The sequence below is a fragment of the Pseudomonas sp. NBRC 111131 genome (genome assembly GCF_001320525.1).
GTDB lineage: Bacteria > Pseudomonadota > Gammaproteobacteria > Pseudomonadales > Pseudomonadaceae > Aquipseudomonas > Aquipseudomonas ceruminis.
The window spans coordinates 44,990-60,101 of sequence record NZ_BCBH01000010.1; the positions used below are offsets into that span (position 1 = coordinate 44,990).

The 15,112-nt window shown below is 57.5% G+C and carries 14 protein-coding genes; 11 read left to right on the forward strand and 3 right to left on the reverse strand.

The window, feature by feature from the left end:
* Positions 1-5: 5 nt before the first annotated feature.
* From APH34_RS11790 to APH34_RS11830, 9 genes are all read left to right on the forward strand, one after another.
* Positions 6-923, forward strand: a complete 918-nt coding sequence (locus tag APH34_RS11790) for an ABC transporter permease (RefSeq protein WP_054901236.1) — start codon at positions 6-8, stop codon at positions 921-923.
* A 1-nt stretch (position 924) separates the two neighbouring features.
* Positions 925-1,797, forward strand: a complete 873-nt coding sequence (locus APH34_RS11795; protein ID WP_054901237.1) for an ABC transporter permease — start codon at positions 925-927, stop codon at positions 1,795-1,797.
* Positions 1,798-1,820: 23 nt separating this feature from the next.
* Positions 1,821-3,230 (forward strand): amidase, encoded by a 1,410-nt coding sequence (locus tag APH34_RS11800; RefSeq protein WP_082422784.1) that lies wholly within the window; start codon positions 1,821-1,823, stop codon positions 3,228-3,230.
* Between the two features lie 19 nt (positions 3,231-3,249).
* Positions 3,250-3,906, forward strand: a complete 657-nt coding sequence (locus APH34_RS11805; protein ID WP_054901239.1) for an aspartate/glutamate racemase family protein — start codon at positions 3,250-3,252, stop codon at positions 3,904-3,906.
* A 108-nt stretch (positions 3,907-4,014) separates the two neighbouring features.
* Complete coding sequence (locus tag APH34_RS11810) at positions 4,015-4,926, forward strand: dihydrodipicolinate synthase family protein (RefSeq protein WP_054901240.1); 912 nt, start codon at positions 4,015-4,017, stop codon at positions 4,924-4,926.
* 11 nt (positions 4,927-4,937) lie between these two features.
* Positions 4,938-5,717 (forward strand): SDR family oxidoreductase, encoded by a 780-nt coding sequence (locus tag APH34_RS11815; protein WP_054901241.1) that lies wholly within the window; start codon positions 4,938-4,940, stop codon positions 5,715-5,717.
* A gap of 15 nt (positions 5,718-5,732) precedes the next feature.
* Positions 5,733-7,181, forward strand: coding sequence for a dihydropyrimidinase (gene hydA / locus APH34_RS11820; protein ID WP_054901242.1), 1,449 nt, complete (start codon positions 5,733-5,735; stop codon positions 7,179-7,181).
* Between the two features lie 73 nt (positions 7,182-7,254).
* Entirely contained in the window at positions 7,255-8,502 is a 1,248-nt protein-coding gene (locus tag APH34_RS11825) for an OprD family outer membrane porin (protein WP_082422786.1), read from the forward strand.
* A gap of 229 nt (positions 8,503-8,731) precedes the next feature.
* Entirely contained in the window at positions 8,732-9,628 is an 897-nt protein-coding gene (locus APH34_RS11830) for a LysR substrate-binding domain-containing protein (protein WP_054901244.1), read from the forward strand.
* Positions 9,629-9,662: 34 nt separating this feature from the next.
* Here APH34_RS11830 and APH34_RS11835 read toward each other — a convergent pair whose 3' ends face one another.
* Both APH34_RS11835 and lpdA read right to left on the reverse strand, forming a co-directional pair.
* Positions 9,663-10,055, reverse strand: coding sequence for a RidA family protein (locus tag APH34_RS11835; RefSeq protein WP_054901245.1), 393 nt, complete (start codon positions 10,053-10,055; stop codon positions 9,663-9,665).
* A 128-nt stretch (positions 10,056-10,183) separates the two neighbouring features.
* A complete protein-coding gene (lpdA, locus tag APH34_RS11840) occupies positions 10,184-11,584 on the reverse strand; it encodes a dihydrolipoyl dehydrogenase (RefSeq protein WP_054901246.1) in 1,401 nt (466 codons plus the stop codon).
* Positions 11,585-11,789: 205 nt separating this feature from the next.
* On the opposite strand from lpdA, the gene cfaB reads away from it, so the two are divergent.
* A complete protein-coding gene (cfaB, locus tag APH34_RS11845; protein ID WP_054901247.1) occupies positions 11,790-12,974 on the forward strand; it encodes a C17 cyclopropane fatty acid synthase CfaB in 1,185 nt (394 codons plus the stop codon).
* Positions 12,975-13,010: 36 nt separating this feature from the next.
* Here the strand turns inward: cfaB and cls are convergent, their stop codons facing one another.
* Complete coding sequence (cls, locus tag APH34_RS11850) at positions 13,011-14,450, reverse strand: cardiolipin synthase (RefSeq protein ID WP_054901248.1); 1,440 nt, start codon at positions 14,448-14,450, stop codon at positions 13,011-13,013.
* 131 nt (positions 14,451-14,581) lie between these two features.
* On the opposite strand from cls, the gene APH34_RS11855 reads away from it, so the two are divergent.
* On the forward strand, positions 14,582-15,109 hold the full coding sequence (locus APH34_RS11855) for a DUF3617 domain-containing protein (RefSeq protein WP_054901249.1): 528 nt from the start codon (positions 14,582-14,584) through the stop codon (positions 15,107-15,109).
* Positions 15,110-15,112 lie beyond the last annotated feature (3 nt).

A 15,112-nucleotide genomic window follows, 5' to 3' on the forward strand; every position in this document is an offset into this window, starting at 1 on the left:
GCGCCATGCAAGCCTACATCGTTAAACGGCTCCTGATGTCGCTGAGCGTGCTGTTGACCATTTCGGTCATGACTTTTTATTTGCTCAAGGCATCCGGCGACCTGGCTATCAGCCTGGCGGGCGAGGGGGGAACGCAAGAGTACATAAACTTCCTGCGCCAGTATTACGGCTGGGACAAGCCTGTGATTACCCAGTACTTCCACTGGTTGATGAACATTTTCCAAGGGGACTTCGGTACCTCGTTCTACTACGGCTCGCCGGTCACGGAGCTGCTGTTCGAACGCGTACCCGTCACGTTGCAATTGGGTGGTATCGCAATCACTGTCGCGTTGGCCATCGCCATTCCGCTGGGTGTACTCGCTGGGGTGTACCGCGACAAAGCGGTGGACCGATTCGCCCAGACCGTTGCCTTATTTGGTCAAGCGACGCCCATTTTCTGGTTCGCCTACCTGTTGATCATTGTGCTGGGGCTGAAGCTTCATGTACTGCCCATCTCAGGCTCGGCGACCTTTCTTCACTTCATCATGCCGTCGATTGCGCTGGCGTTCTACGCCATGCCGGCGGTGATCCGCATCGTGCGCACGGGAATGATAGAAGTGCTGGAGGCAGACTACATACGGACGGCGACTGCCAAAGGGTTGAGCCCTGCCCAGATCATTATCAAGCATGCGCTACGCAATACCTTGGTACCGGTGGTGGCGGTAGCTTCGGTGCAGTTTGGTTTCCTGCTCGGGGGCTCCGTGGTGGTCGAGACGATCTTTGCACTTCATGGCGTTGGGTATCTGACCTGGGAAGCCATTAACCAGAGTGACTACCCCGTTGTGCAGGCCGCTGTCCTGACAGTCTCCGCGTTCTACGTCCTTCTTACTTTTCTATCAGACATGTTGAACATGCTGATAGACCCACGTATCCGGGTGGCCTGAGATGACGCCAGTATTGACCGAGCCCCGTGCGCCTGGAAAAGGCCTGCGATTCAATTTGCCATTCAAACCCAATGGCCTGGCAATCAAGATTGCGCTGCTGATCATGTTGACGGTGGTGCTATGCGCGGTGTTTGCACCCTGGATCGTCAGTCATTCGCCTTATGAGCAATCCATGTCCGAGCGGCTGATTCAACCGTTCGCGACCTGGACCCACCCCTTGGGCACCGATCACCTGGGGCGCGATTTCCTGAGTCGGTTGATCTACGGCGCTCGCTACTCGCTGATCATCGGCTTCATTACGGTCTTGCTGTCCGGTGCCATTGGGATCGCCTTGGGCCTTGTCGGCGGGTATTTCGGCGGCAAGATCGACTTGGTGGTGATGTACCTGCTCAATGTGCGTCTGAGCATGCCCATCATGCTTGCCACCATGGCTATCGTGGGCCTGGTAGGCAACTCATTGGCGTTGATCATCACGATCATGTCGCTGTTCCTCTGGGACCATTTTCTGGTGGTCACCCGCGCCATGACGTTGCGTCTGCAAAGTGCCGAATTCGTGCTGGCGGCCAAGGCCACCGGCTACTCACACCTGCGGATCATGTGCTCCGAAATCCTGCCGAACCTGGTTGGCCCATTGCTGGTGGTCGGCACGCTGGAGATGGCCCACGCGATCATGCTGGAAGCGGCGTTCAGCTTCCTCGGCATGGGCATCAAACCGCCCGATGCTTCCTGGGGCCTGATGATCGCTGAGGCGAAAGACCTGATCTTCTTTCAGCCGTGGCTGGTGACCATTCCCGGTACCGCCATTTTTCTACTGATCATGAGCATCACCATCATGGGCGAGCACTTGAAGAACGCGCTTGCCACCAAATTTTGAAACGACTAACCGCCGAGGCTGAAATGAGCACACCCATACACCAGATGTCCGTTCGGGAATTGGGGCAACGCATGCGCGATGGCGCGTTGAGCGCAGTGGCAGTGACCGAGTATCTGCTCGACCGTATCGATCGCCTGCAACCGACCTTGAATGCCTTTACTCACATTGCGCGCGCCAGCGCACTGGAGGCGGCTCGCCAGTCTGACGCGCTATTCAAGGCGGGCACGCCACGCAGTTTGCTAGAAGGCATTCCGGTAGCGATCAAAGACAATATTTACGTGGAAGGCATGCCCTTCGTGTTCGGTTCGCCATTGTTCAAAGACCGTATTGCCGAAAATGACGAACTGCCGATTGCTCTGCTCAAGGCGGGCGGTGCGGTCATCATGGGCAAGACCAATTTGCCGGAGTTTGCCAGCCGTGGCTCGACCTACAACCCGGTGTACGGGGCTACCGCAAACCCATGGAACCCCGCCTTGACCACCGGTGGCTCCAGTGGGGGCTCGGTTGCTGCGGTTGCCTCGGGGATGGTGCCATTGTCCCTGGGCACCGATGGCGGTGGCTCCATTCGCCGTCCGGCCGGTTACACCAATCTGGTAGGGCTCAAGCCCACCTTGTCACGTATCCCGCGCGCGGATGGGTTCACCTCTGTGCTGTATGACTGCGAAGTGGTCGGGCCGATCGGCAGGACCGTCGATGACGTACGTATCATGATGTCGGTGATCGCTGGCGCGCATCGCCGGGATCAACGCTCCCGCGGATTCCAGAAGATGTCGGCCACTTCGTTAGCCCCTTCGCCATTGAGAATCCTGTTTGTCGAGCGTTTGAAAGGCGCCCCTGTCGATCCGCAGATCGTCGACCTATGCCAGCAGGCGGCTGATCAACTGGCGAAGCTTGGCCATGAGGTGGTGATCGGCGATCTGCCTTTCGATATCACGCCGGTGACTGACAACTGGGCCAAGATCGGCAACGTGTGCATGTCACTGATCGCCAAACAGGCGCCGAAGTTCGATGAGTGGGTGACCGCTGACTATGTGGCTCGTGCCGCAGACGGGTTCAGGTTGACGGGGGCCGATTATCAGGAAGTGATCGAACTGCTCTACACGTTCCGCAGCACGGTGGGTGAGCGTTTTGAGGACTACGACATCATCATGACACCCACCTCGGCTGCCAATCCCTGGGCCAAGGATAAGGGTTTCCCCGAAACCATCGATAACCAGCCTGTGGGGCCGCGTGGCCATGCAGTGTTTACCAACTGGGTAAACGCCTGCAGTCATCCTGCCGTCGCTTTGCCTGCGGGCTTTACCAAGGAAGGGATGCCTGTCGGTTTCCAGTTGGTCGCCGATTTCGGTGCTGATGATGTGTTGCTCGATCTTGCGCATCAATACGAGGCCGCAGTGCCTTACACGCGGCAGTGGCCAGAGCTGGGTGAGTGAACGCAGGGGCGTTGGCGCGATGAAGATTTTGCTGATTAACCCGAACACCAGCGAAGAGACCACTCGGATGATGGTGTCGATCGCTGGCAAGTATGCCCCTGCGCACTGGCACATTACGGGGATCACCCTCAGTAACAGTGCGGCCGTAATCAACACGCCCGAACTGCTGGAGGACGCGCGCCAGGAGATCCTGATGCGCGCTGCAGAGCGCGAGTTCGAGGGGTTCGATGCGGTGATCGTTGCCGCCTTCGGCGACCCTGGGTTGGATGCGTTGCGGTCATCCCTGGCGGTACCTGTCGTTGGAATCGGAGAGTCGGCGATTCAGGCGGCTACCGCACAGGGCAGACCGTTCGCGGTTGTGTCGATCACACCGCAACTGTCACGCAGTACAGCGGAGCAGGTGGTCCGCGAGGGGGGACGGTCTTTGTTTGCCGGGATTTATTACACCGCTGATAACCCCATCCCCCATACACCCGGTGTCCGTCCGTTATCAGAAGATATAGCCATCGCTGCAAACCGTGCCTTGAGCGGCGGCAACGTCAGTACCCTCATTATTGCTGGCGGCCCGTTGGCCAGTATTGCGGACAACTTGGTGCTGGACGTTGATTGTCACATCGTACAGCCCTTGCCCTGTGCGATAGAAAAGTTGCAGGGGTTACTGCAGCCAGGCATGTAATTGTCAGCCGTTAACATCGTGTTAAGGGTGTACATCGTTTCTCTATTCGACGGCTCTAAGCGCCTCTTTTAATATTGAATGACACTTCAATGGACAGGAAAATAATTAATGAAACCGATGCGGGGTGTTTTGACTATCTGCCCGACACCGTTTTTTGAAGACGGTGAAGTTGATGTCGAAAGTATTGATCGGTTAGTCGATTTCCAGATCAAGGCGAAGATCAGCGGTTTGGCGGTATTAGGTTTTCTGGGCGAACAACACAAGTTATCCAGTGTGGAACGGCACCTCATCATCGAACGATTCGTTCAACGTGCCGATCAGCGCGTACCGGTCTGGGTGGGTGTCAGGGCATTAGGTATCCGTGGCGCCATCGAGCAGGCCCGCGAAGCTGAAGCGCTGGGTGCGTCGGCGGTGTTTGTGGCACCGCTGGATGGTGTGAACGATCAAGGGCAGTTTTCGTTCTATAAGTCAGTGGCCGAATCAATCACCATTCCCGTGGTGATCCATGACTTTCCGGACTCGTTCGGTACCGAAATTTCCCCGGCGGTGGTTGCGCGGCTGGCGCTCGAAAAGATCGTTAAATTGATCAAGATGGAAGAGCCTCCGGTCGGCCCCAAGATCACCGAAATTCTGCAACGCTCGGGTCATCAATGCGATGTGTTTGGTGGGCTGGGTGGCGTTTATTTCCTGGAAGAGCTCAAGCGCGGTGCTGTCGGTACGATGACCGGTTTCGCGTTTCCGGAAATCCTCGTGAGTATCTACCAGCACTATACCGCCGGCGACATTGCCGCCGCGGAGCGTGTGTTCGATCGCTATTGCCCATTGATACGTTATGAGTTTCAGCCGAAGTTGGGGCTGGCGCTGCGCAAGTACACCTACTTCAAACGAGGCCTGTTGTCTTCCGCGTTTGTCCGGGCTCCGGGGATGCAAATAGACCCGTATTCGATCCAGGAACTGGAAAGTGTGATTGCTCGTGTCGGATTGGATCTCAATCAACCGGGTGTTTTTCACATCGATTAAGGGGGCGCGTCATGCAGCTGGGAATTAGTGGCAAAACGGCCTTGGTGTGCGCGTCAAGCAAGGGCCTGGGTAAAGCCTGTGCGTTGGCGCTGGCAGGCGAGGGCGTCGACGTTGTGATCGTAGCCCGGGGTGAACAGGCGCTGATGTCGACCGCAGAAGAGATCAGAAGCACTACAGGCGTGACCGTTACGCCTGTGTGTGCCGATATCGCAACCGAGCGTGGCATCGATGCGGTCATGGCTGCGTGTGATGCCCCGGATATCCTGGTGACCAACGCAGGTGGCCCGCCTACGGGGAGTTTCAGAGAGTGGCGACGTGAGCAGTGGATGGCAGCACTCGATGCCAACATGCTTTCGCCCATAGAACTGGTGCGAAACATCGTCGATGGCATGTGCGAACGGAAGTTCGGCAGGATCATCAACATTACCTCCGCAGCCCTCAAGGCTCCCGTTGATGTCCTCGGGTTGTCCAATGGCGCGCGTGCCGGCCTCACGGGCTTCATGGCGGGGTTGGCCCGTGGCGTGGCGCAGCACAATGTGACCATCAATAACCTGCTGCCTGGCCCATTCGAGACGGAACGACTGCAGAAAACAGTGGCGGCGCTGGCGGTTCAAAAGAACATCTCACTGGACTCGGCCATGCAGCTTCGCCGTGTCGCCAACCCTTCGTTGCGATTCGGCAGACCAAGCGAGTTTGGTAGCTTGTGTGCGTTCTTGTGCAGTGAACAGGCAAGTTACATCACCGGACAAAACATCGTTATCGACGGTGGGGTTTATCCAGGCATTTTCTGAAGTCGAGGTGTCGGTATGTTTGATTTGACGATTCGCAATGGCCGGGTATCGACCTCGGTGGAAACGTTCTATGCAGACATCGGGGTCAAAGACGGAAAGATTGCCGCCATCGCTGCGGCGCTTCCAAGGGGTACCCAGGATATCGACGCCCAAGGCCAGTGGGTGTTGCCTGGCGGCGTCGACAGCCATTGCCATGTCGAACAACTCTCCGGAATGGGAGTGATGACGGCGGACGACTTTTACAGCGCTTCGGTGTCTGCCGCGTTTGGTGGCACCACGACCATCATCCCGTTTGCCGCGCAGCACCGGGGGCAGAGCCTGCTCGAGGTGGTGGATGACTACTATCAGCGCGCGGCCAGCAAATCGGTGATCGATTTCGGGTTCCACGTGATCCTCACCAACCCGGATGAGGCAACGTTGGGCGCCCATTTGCGCGAGGTCATCGCCCGGGGGATCACCTCGTTCAAGGTATTCATGACCTACGAGGCCATGAAACTCACCGATTACCAGATCCTTGATGTGTTGTATGTGGCGCAGCAGAACAATGCGTTGATCATGTTGCACGCGGAGAACAACGACATCATCAACTGGCTTGCCCATCGGCTGATCGACAACGGGCACGTTGCACCCAGATTTCATGCTGTGGCACATGACCCTATCGCCGAAACCGAGGCGACTCATCGCGCCTTGATGCTTGCCAGCGTGCTCAATGTCCCCGTGCTGATTGTCCATGTCTCGGGCGCTCAGACCGTCGACCTGCTTCGGAACGCCCGGCTCAAGGGCATCGCGGTGTATGCCGAAAGCTGCCCCCAGTACCTGTTTCTCACTGGCGACGATATCGATATCGAGGGTGTCGAGGGGGCGAAATACTGTTGCAGTCCACCGCCGCGTGACATCGCTTCGCAGGAGGCGATCTGGCAAGGCTTACTCGATGACACGTTGTCTATCTACTCATCGGACCACGCACCTTACCGGTTCGATCAGACAGGAAAGTTGCCTTACGGCGAAAAAACCACCTTCAAGCAAATGGCCAATGGTGTTCCTGGCATCGAACTGCGCCTGCCTTTGCTGTTTTCCGAGGGCGTATTGAAAGGGCGGATGTCGATAGAGCGGTTTATTCAGCTGTCATCCACCAACCCCGCAAAAATGTATGGCCTGTATCCGCAAAAAGGTGATTTGGTGGTGGGCGCCGATGCCGACATTGTGGTGTGGAATCCGCACCGCAAAACCACCATCACTCATGCTCAGTTGCATGATCAGGCGGGTTATACACCGTACGAAGGTAAGGAAATAATCGGTTGGCCTGAGGTGGTGATCAGCCGCGGCCGCCTTGTGGTGGATGCGGGTTCGTTGCACGTAGGCAGAGGGTCTGGGTGCTTCATTAAAAGGGCCACTCCTGATCTGCGAGACATGACCTTGGCCGCGGACTCACCTCGCACTCGCTTAATCAAGAAGCTCGTTTGAAATTACCGGTTGTTAAAATAATAAGAACCCACTGATTCGCGCTGCCAGTACTTAAATTATTTCGGGATTCACAATGAAACAATTACTGGTTTCTACGGCATCTCTTTGCGTGCTTTCCTTACCTTCTCTCCAGTCCCATGCAGCAGAAAACAACGAAGGCTTTATGGAGGGCGCATCGTCCTCCATCAACTTTCGTAACCTGTACATGGAAAGGGACTACTTCGGCTCCACTGCACAGAATCGGTCTAAACAGTGGGCCCAGGGCTTGATCTTCAAGTTTGACTCGGGGTTTACCGAAGGCACGGTTGGCTTTGGCCTGGATGTACTCGCCAAGGGTATTCTGAAACTTGACGGTGGCGCTGGTACGGTGGGCGATGTCATCGCTGCGGACCGTGGGGACGGTCCGCCTCGAGATCTGGGCCGGATCGGCCTGGCTGCGAAAGTGAAAGTGTCCGCTACCGAACTCAAGGGCGGGGAGTTCATGCTGCGCACCCCGTTGATCATCGCAGACGATGGCCGTGCGATGCCGCAAACCTATCAGGGCGTACTGCTGTCGTCGCGAGAGATTCCCAACCTTACGCTGACCGCGGGGCAGATTTACGGCAGTGCTGCAAAGAACGACTCAAGCATGAACCGTCTGAAGCTCAATGGCTTTTCGGCGACGTCGAACAACTTCACCTTCGGGGGGGCAGAATATGCGATTCCCGGTACCGAAACGTCCGTGGCAGCCTGGTACGGCAAACTTACCGATATCTATGATCAGAAGAACATTGAGCTGATCAACTTACATCGTATCTCTGAGGCACTGGCAATTCGCTCTACCTTGCGTTACTGGTGGGGGGAGGATGCGGGGGCGGCCAAGGCAGGAAGCCTGAGCAACCAGACAGCATCGGGGATGTTCGACTTCCTCTACGGTCCACATACATTACGCCTTGGCCTGCAGAAAATCAGCGGTGATAACGCTTGGTTCCGGCTATCCGATGCCTGCCCGTGTGGCATTGTCGCCAACGACAGCCTTACCAACGCGTCTACCAACGCCAAGGAAAAGTCTTGGCAAGTACGCTATGACTATAACTTTGCAGCATTGGGTGTGCCGGGGCTGACGGCGATGGCGCGCTACATCAGTGGCACCAATGTGAAAACGGCGACGACCGATAACGGCAGCGAGTGGTCCCACGACGAAGGCATCGACTATGTATTCCAGTCGGGCTCTGCGAAAAATCTGTCTATCGGGTTGCGCCACGGAACGATCCACAAGAGCTTCAATCCGAGCTTCAATGAAACCCGAGTGATTATCAATTATCCGATCTCGCTGCTCTAAGGACTACCTGTTCGGATCAGGTTGTGCCAAGGACTGGCCCATTGGCGTTTTGAGCGAGCACCAGTGTTGTGCCCTTTATGGACTTCCTACGTGACAGGGCACGCCTTTGGTGCAGACTTTTATGCCCAGACGCTCAACACTGGTTCATTGAGCCACTGCGCTCGAATTCTTGAGGGCTGGAACAATAATTGCTGCGCCAGGTACATTCGGTTGCTTGCATGTGGCTATCATGAACCTGAGACAAATAGAGATTTTTCGCGCGGTCATGATTACGGGTTCAATCAGCGGCGCATCCAAGCTGCTCTTTGTTTCTCAGCCGGCAGTGAGCAGGCTGCTCTCCCACACTGAATTGAGAATGGGTTTGAAGCTGTTCGAGCGCGTCAAGGGGCGCTTGTATTCGACACCTGAGGCACGAAGCCTGTTTAAAGAAGTAGAGAAAATCTACGACAATATTCAGCGGGTCAATGCACTGGCCGCCAAGCTTTCGAACAGTCATGACGGTATGATCAATATTCTGTCCAGTCCCAGCATTGGGCAGATGTTTATCCCGAAAGTGATTGCGTCTTTCACCAAGAAGTACCAGCAGGCAACGGTGTCATTTCACGTGCTGCCCTTCGCCAACATCCTTGATCGGATTACCTCGGGCGATGGCGATCTGGCCGTCACCATTCTGCCCACGGATCACCCCAATATTGCCTGCGATACAATTGGCTCGCGAAAGCTGGTGTGCGTGCTGCCTAACGTCAATCCACTCTCGCAAAAACCTTTTATCACCCTGACGGACCTGACCCACGAAAACCTGATCAGCTACAGAGTGGAAAGTCCGCTGGGCAAGATCATCGACACCACGTTCCAGCAGGCCGGGCTAACACCCACCAGCTACCTTGAAGTGGGCTCACCTCAAAACGCCTGCTCACTGGTTCAGGAAGGTGTAGGCGTTGCGCTGGTGGACGAGTTTTCTGCGATCAGTACGCAAAGCCCATCGGTGGTCGTGCGCCAGGTGATCAATGCGCCCACTATCGATATTTGCCTGCTCCACCTGAGCACCTCACCGTTATCCTCCAATGCCTCGCTATTTGCCGAAGAGATACGTTTGCTGCTGGCTGAAACCCTCCCCAGACAGTAGCGCGATGATCGCTATCAACTCGCCAACGCTCAGCTCATCGCTCTACAGCGACGCACTTGATCTCCACCAACAGGCCTGGCCTGGCGAGCTCGCTGACGCCTACGCAGGTCCATGCACAGGTGCCTCTGGGAAACACCCTGTCCTTCACCTCTCTGAACAGGGGCATGAAGTGCGACATTTCCACGTGGTACGTGGTCATTTCCACGACGTCCTCGAACCGGCAGCCGCCGGCCGCCAGGACGAGACGAAGGTTTTCCCACGCGGCCAGGAATTGCTGTTCAGGATCTTCGATAACCGTCAGGTCCGCTGTACGCCCAACCTGGCCTGCGCAGTAGAGGGTTTTTCCCACCTTTACAGCTGGGGCGTATCCGGCCTTTTCGGCCAGTAGTTGCATGTCATCTGGAACGATGAGTTGCCGATCATTCATGATTGCGAAAGCCCAGTCTTCAGTCGGAGCTGCAACCTAGCCCAGGCGCTGGAAAGCTGTCTAGCCTGTGCCGGCCAGACAACAATGCCCCTGGCCAGGATTTTGTTGTCTGGCGGCCTGAACTCAGATCAGATCTGCATCGCCATCCCGTCCACATTCATCGCCGCCTGGCGCAATGCCTCGGAACGGGTCGGGTGTGGGTGGCAGGTGAGGGCGATATCCTCGGCCGAAGCCGAGAACTCCATGGCCACGCAGAACTCGCCGATCATCTCGCTGACGCTTGGGCCGACCAGGTGCACGCCCAGCACCTCATCAGTGTTGGCATCGGCGATCACCTTGGCGAAGCCTTCGGTCTCGTGGTTGATCTTGGCCCGGCTGTTGGCGGTGAACGGGAACTTGCCCACCTTGTAGGCGCGGCCCTCGGCCTTGAGCTGCTCTTCGGTCTTGCCGACAGTGGCGAGTTCCGGGCGGGTGTAGATCACGCCGGGGATCAGGTTGTAGTTGACCTCGTGCGGCTTGCCGGCAATGCGTTCGATGCACGCCACTGCTTCGTCTTCTGCTTTGTGGGCCAACATCGGGCCGGAGGTGACATCACCGATTACCCAGATGCCTGGGACCGTGGTGCGATGGTGCTCGTTGCCAAGCATGCCGCGTTTGTCGGTTTCCAGGCCGACACTTTGCAGGTTCAGGCCCTTGGTATAGGGGCGGCGGCCAATGGCGACCAATACATAGTCGGCTTCCAGGGTCTGTGCCGTACCACCAGCAGCAGGTTCGACGGTCAGGCTTACGCCATCAGCCGTTGCGGTGGCCTGGGTCACCTTGCTACCAAGCTTGAAGGCCATGCCTTGTTTGGCCAAGGCTTTGTGCAGGGTCTTGGCGGTTTCCTCGTCAGTACCCGGGCAGATGCGGTCAAGGTACTCGATGACGGTGACCTCGCTGCCCAGGCGACGCCACACCGACCCCAGTTCCAGGCCGATGACGCCTGCACCGATGACCACCAGGTGCTTGGGCACCTGGGGCAGGGCGAGGGCGCCGGTGGAGTCGATGATGCGCTGGTTATCGATGGTCACCCCCGGCAGGGGCGTGGGCTCGGAGCCGGTGGCGATAACGATGTCCTTGGCCTGCAACGGGGTTTCGCTGCCGTCTTCGGCTTTGACGATGACCTTGCCAACGCCATCCAGGCGCCCCCAGCCCTTGATCCACTCGACCTTGTTCTTGCGGAACAGGTACTCGATGCCCTTGGTCAGGCCGGTCACGCTCTCGTTCTTCTGTTTCATCATTTGGGCGAGGTTCAAGGTGGGTTTCACCTCGATGCCCAGGTGAGCGAACTCGTCGCCGCTGGCGGCTTCGTAAAGCTCCGAGGCGTGCAGCAAGGCCTTGGATGGCATGCAGCCAACATTCAGGCAGGTGCCGCCGAGGGTCGAGCGGCCTTCCACACAAGCCACGCTCAGGCCGAGCTGGCCGGCGCGAATCGCCGCGTTGTAGCCGCCAGGGCCGCCACCGATGATCACCACGTCAAAGGATTTCATGGGTTGTACTCCAGATGAAGAAGTGCGAGAGGGGCACAAGGTTAAGCTGAGCGCGGGGAATTGTATACAATCTAGAGTGTGGATGAGCGCCGGCCGCTCTAGACCTTGGTCTTGGTTAGCGGAAACCTTGGCTGAATGAACTACTCTATTTCGGTGGCGTTCGAAACATCATGCGTCGTACCCAAAATGGAAAGGAGGGTCGTTCATGCTTGCGCAACTTCCACCGGCGTTGCAGAGTCTTCACCTGCCTCTGCGCCTTAAACTGTGGGACGGTAATGAGTTCGATCTGGGGCCCAGCCCTCAGGTCACGATTCTGGTGAAGGAGCCGCAGCTGATTACTCAGCTGACCCATCCAAGCATGGATCAACTAGGCACCGCTTTCGTTGAAGGCAAGCTGGAGCTGGAAGGCGATATCGGCGAAGCCATTCGCGTCTGCGACGAGTTGAGCGAAGCCCTGATGACCGATGAGGATGAAGCACCTCCCCAGCGTATGGCGCACGACAAGACCACCGATGCCGAGGCCATCTCCTACCACTACGACGTGTCCAACGAGTTCTACAAGCTGTGGCTCGACCAGGACATGGCTTACTCCTGTGCTTACTTCCGTGAGCAGGACAACACACTGGATCAGGCTCAACAGGACAAGTTCGACCACCTGTGTCGCAAGCTGCGCCTGCAGGAAGGGGACTATCTGCTCGATGTCGGTTGCGGTTGGGGTGGGCTGTCACGCTTTGCCGCACGCGAATACGGCGCCAAAGTGTTCGGCATCACGTTGAGCAAAGAGCAACTCAAGCTTGGGCGTGAGCGCGTCAAGAAGGAGGGGTTGAGTGGCAAGGTCGACCTGCAGATTCTTGATTACCGCGACTTGCCCCAGGATGGCCGCTTCGACAAGGTGGTGAGTGTCGGCATGTTCGAACACGTGGGGCATGCCAACCTGGCGCTGTACTGCCAGAAGCTGTTCGGCGCCGTTCGAGAAGGTGGCCTGGTGATGAACCACGGCATCACCGCCAAGCACGTCGATGGGCGGCCAGTCGGGCGTGGTGCGGGTGACTTCATCGATCGTTACGTGTTCCCCCATGGGGAGCTTCCCCACCTGTCGATGATCAGCGCGAACATTTGTGAAGCAGGGCTTGAGGTAGTGGATGTCGAGAGCTTGCGCCTGCATTACGCCAAGACGCTGCATCATTGGAGCGAGAACCTGGAAAACCAGCTGCACAAGGCCGCTGCGTTGGTGCCGGAGAAAACCTTGCGCATCTGGCGTCTGTACCTGGCCGGCTGTGCCTATGCCTTCCAGAAGGGCTGGATCAACCTGCACCAGATCCTTGCGGTGAAACCCTACGCCGATGGGCATCATGACCTGCCCTGGACCCGCGAAGACCTGTATCGCTGACACCCTGAAACGGGGCCGCAAGCGGCCCCGGTTTCTTTACAGAATCGGTGAAATCAAACGTGCGATGCGCATGCCCAGTTGCTGAATGCGGTGGGTATCGCGGCTGTCTTCTGCAGTAATTTCCACCGCCTGCTCGAAGTCTTCGATCAACATCGCCTCGACCTGATCGGCAAAGGCGCGGTCGACGGTCAGCAAGGTGATTTCGAAGTTGAGTCGGAAAGACCGGTTGTCCAGGTTGGCACTGCCGATCGCGCTGACGTCATCGTCCACCAACACCACCTTCTGATGCAGAAAACCTGGCTGGTAGCGGAACATGCGCACGCCTGCCCGTACCGCTTCGAACGCGAATAGGCTGGAGGCTGCGTAGACGATACGGTGATCGGGGCGGGAAGGGATCAGGATCCGCACATCCACGCCCCGCAGCACGGCCAGGCGTAACGCGGCGAACACGGCTTCGTCGGGGATGAAATACGGGCTGGTGATCCATACTCGCCGGGTCGCAGAGTGGATCGCTTCGAGGAAGAACAGTGAGCAGGTTTCCTGCGGGTCTGCAGGGCCGCTGGCCAACGCTTGGCACAGCACACCGTTGTCCGGGTAGGTGTCGGGCAGGATCAGCGGCGGGAGCTGGCGCGTGGCCCAGTACCAGTCCTCGGCGAACGACTCTTGCAGGCAAGCCAGTACAGGCCCGCTGATCTGCACATGGGTATCGCGCCAAGGCGAAAGGCGAGGGTTGCCGCCCAAGTACTCGTCACCCACGTTATGCCCGCCAATGAACCCGGTCAGGCCATCGACCACGACAATCTTGCGATGGTTGCGAAAGTTCACCTGGAAGCGATTGAACCATCCCCGGCGAGTGGCAAAGGCATGGATTTCTACCCCGCCTTCGCGCAGTACCCGGCTATAGCTGGCGGACAGAGCATGGCTGCCTACCCGGTCATACAGCACGAACACCTTCACACCCTCGGCCGCTTTGCGCAGCAGGAGTTGCTGCAGCGCCTTGCCAATGGTGTCGTTGTGAATGATGAAGAACTGTACCAACACCACCTCGCGAGCCTGGTCGATGGCAGCGAAGATGGCGTCGAATGTGGCTGTGCCATCGATCAGCAATTTCACCTGGTTGTTGGCCAGGCAGGGCATCCGCCCCAGTTTCGGCATGGCGCGCAGGGCGGCGTAGCTCTCCGACTCGCGGGCGGTCAATGCCTCTTCGACCCAAGGCCGCCAGTTCAGGTTGGCCATGGCCACGTGCATTTCCTGGTTGGCCTGGCGCCTTGCCTGGATGTAGGCATAGAAGGAGCGGGCGCCGAAGATCAGGTACGGGATCAGGGTGAAATAGGGAATGAAGAACAGTGACATTGCCCAGGCGATTGCGCCTTGGGCGGTACGCACGGTGAACACCGCGTGCAGCGCAGCAATGATGCCTAGCAAGTGAACGAGGCCGAGCACATAACCGAAGAAGTAGGGGCTGTGGTAATCCATACGCATCCTGCTTGGCGAATACACAGCGGATAACAGAACACGTTCAAGGCTCGCCTTGCAACCTGAAAGCGGATTTGGCGTCTAAGGCTCAGACCGGCCCGTTGGCCGGCTTTCTCGAGGAGCGTTGGTCCATGAAGATTCGTCTGCCACTGTTGGCTCTGGCTTTTGGTTTAAGCAGCCCACTGGTACATGCGCAGATGTTGCAACCCGGCCTGTGGGAACTGACCACCAGTAACATGCAGGTCGATGGCAAGCCGTTGCCCGATATGCAGTTCATGCTTGGCCAGTTGAAGAACCTGCCGCCGGAGCAACGCGCAATGATGGAAGGCGCGCTGGCGAAACAGGGCATCACCGTGGGTGGTAATGGTGTGCGGTCCTGCCTGACGCCGGAGCAGGTACAGACCAACGACATTCCCCTTCAAGACCCCAAATCAGGGTGCACCCAGAAGATTACCGACCGCACCGGGAATGTTTGGAAGTTTCAATTCAGTTGCCCCAAAGCCCAGGGCACTGGCCAGGCAACCTTCCTGAGTGACAAGGAGTTCACAACCCAGGTGAACGGTACCTTCAATGCTTCAGGTGTGCAGCAACAAGGCAGCATGAACACCCGCGCTGTCTGGTTGGGCAGTGACTGTGGAACCGTCAAACCCCGTACTTGATGA

What these genes read in the sequence shown, in the direction of transcription:
- APH34_RS11790 (WP_054901236.1), top strand. Translation starts at nt 6, where the DNA reads ATGCAAGCCTACATCGTTAAACGGCTCCTGATGTCGCTGAGCGTGCTG.
- APH34_RS11795 (WP_054901237.1), top strand. Translation starts at nt 925, where the DNA reads ATGACGCCAGTATTGACCGAGCCCCGTGCGCCTGGAAAAGGCCTGCGA.
- APH34_RS11800 (WP_082422784.1), top strand. Translation starts at nt 1,821, where the DNA reads ATGAGCACACCCATACACCAGATGTCCGTTCGGGAATTGGGGCAACGC.
- APH34_RS11805 (WP_054901239.1), top strand. Translation starts at nt 3,250, where the DNA reads ATGAAGATTTTGCTGATTAACCCGAACACCAGCGAAGAGACCACTCGG.
- APH34_RS11810 (WP_054901240.1), top strand. Translation starts at nt 4,015, where the DNA reads ATGAAACCGATGCGGGGTGTTTTGACTATCTGCCCGACACCGTTTTTT.
- APH34_RS11815 (WP_054901241.1), top strand. Translation starts at nt 4,938, where the DNA reads ATGCAGCTGGGAATTAGTGGCAAAACGGCCTTGGTGTGCGCGTCAAGC.
- hydA (WP_054901242.1), top strand. Translation starts at nt 5,733, where the DNA reads ATGTTTGATTTGACGATTCGCAATGGCCGGGTATCGACCTCGGTGGAA.
- APH34_RS11825 (WP_082422786.1), top strand. Translation starts at nt 7,255, where the DNA reads ATGAAACAATTACTGGTTTCTACGGCATCTCTTTGCGTGCTTTCCTTA.
- APH34_RS11830 (WP_054901244.1), top strand. Translation starts at nt 8,732, where the DNA reads ATGAACCTGAGACAAATAGAGATTTTTCGCGCGGTCATGATTACGGGT.
- APH34_RS11835 (WP_054901245.1), bottom strand. Translation starts at nt 10,055, where the DNA reads ATGAATGATCGGCAACTCATCGTTCCAGATGACATGCAACTACTGGCC.
- lpdA (WP_054901246.1), bottom strand. Translation starts at nt 11,584, where the DNA reads ATGAAATCCTTTGACGTGGTGATCATCGGTGGCGGCCCTGGCGGCTAC.
- cfaB (WP_054901247.1), top strand. Translation starts at nt 11,790, where the DNA reads ATGCTTGCGCAACTTCCACCGGCGTTGCAGAGTCTTCACCTGCCTCTG.
- cls (WP_054901248.1), bottom strand. Translation starts at nt 14,450, where the DNA reads ATGGATTACCACAGCCCCTACTTCTTCGGTTATGTGCTCGGCCTCGTT.
- APH34_RS11855 (WP_054901249.1), top strand. Translation starts at nt 14,582, where the DNA reads ATGAAGATTCGTCTGCCACTGTTGGCTCTGGCTTTTGGTTTAAGCAGC.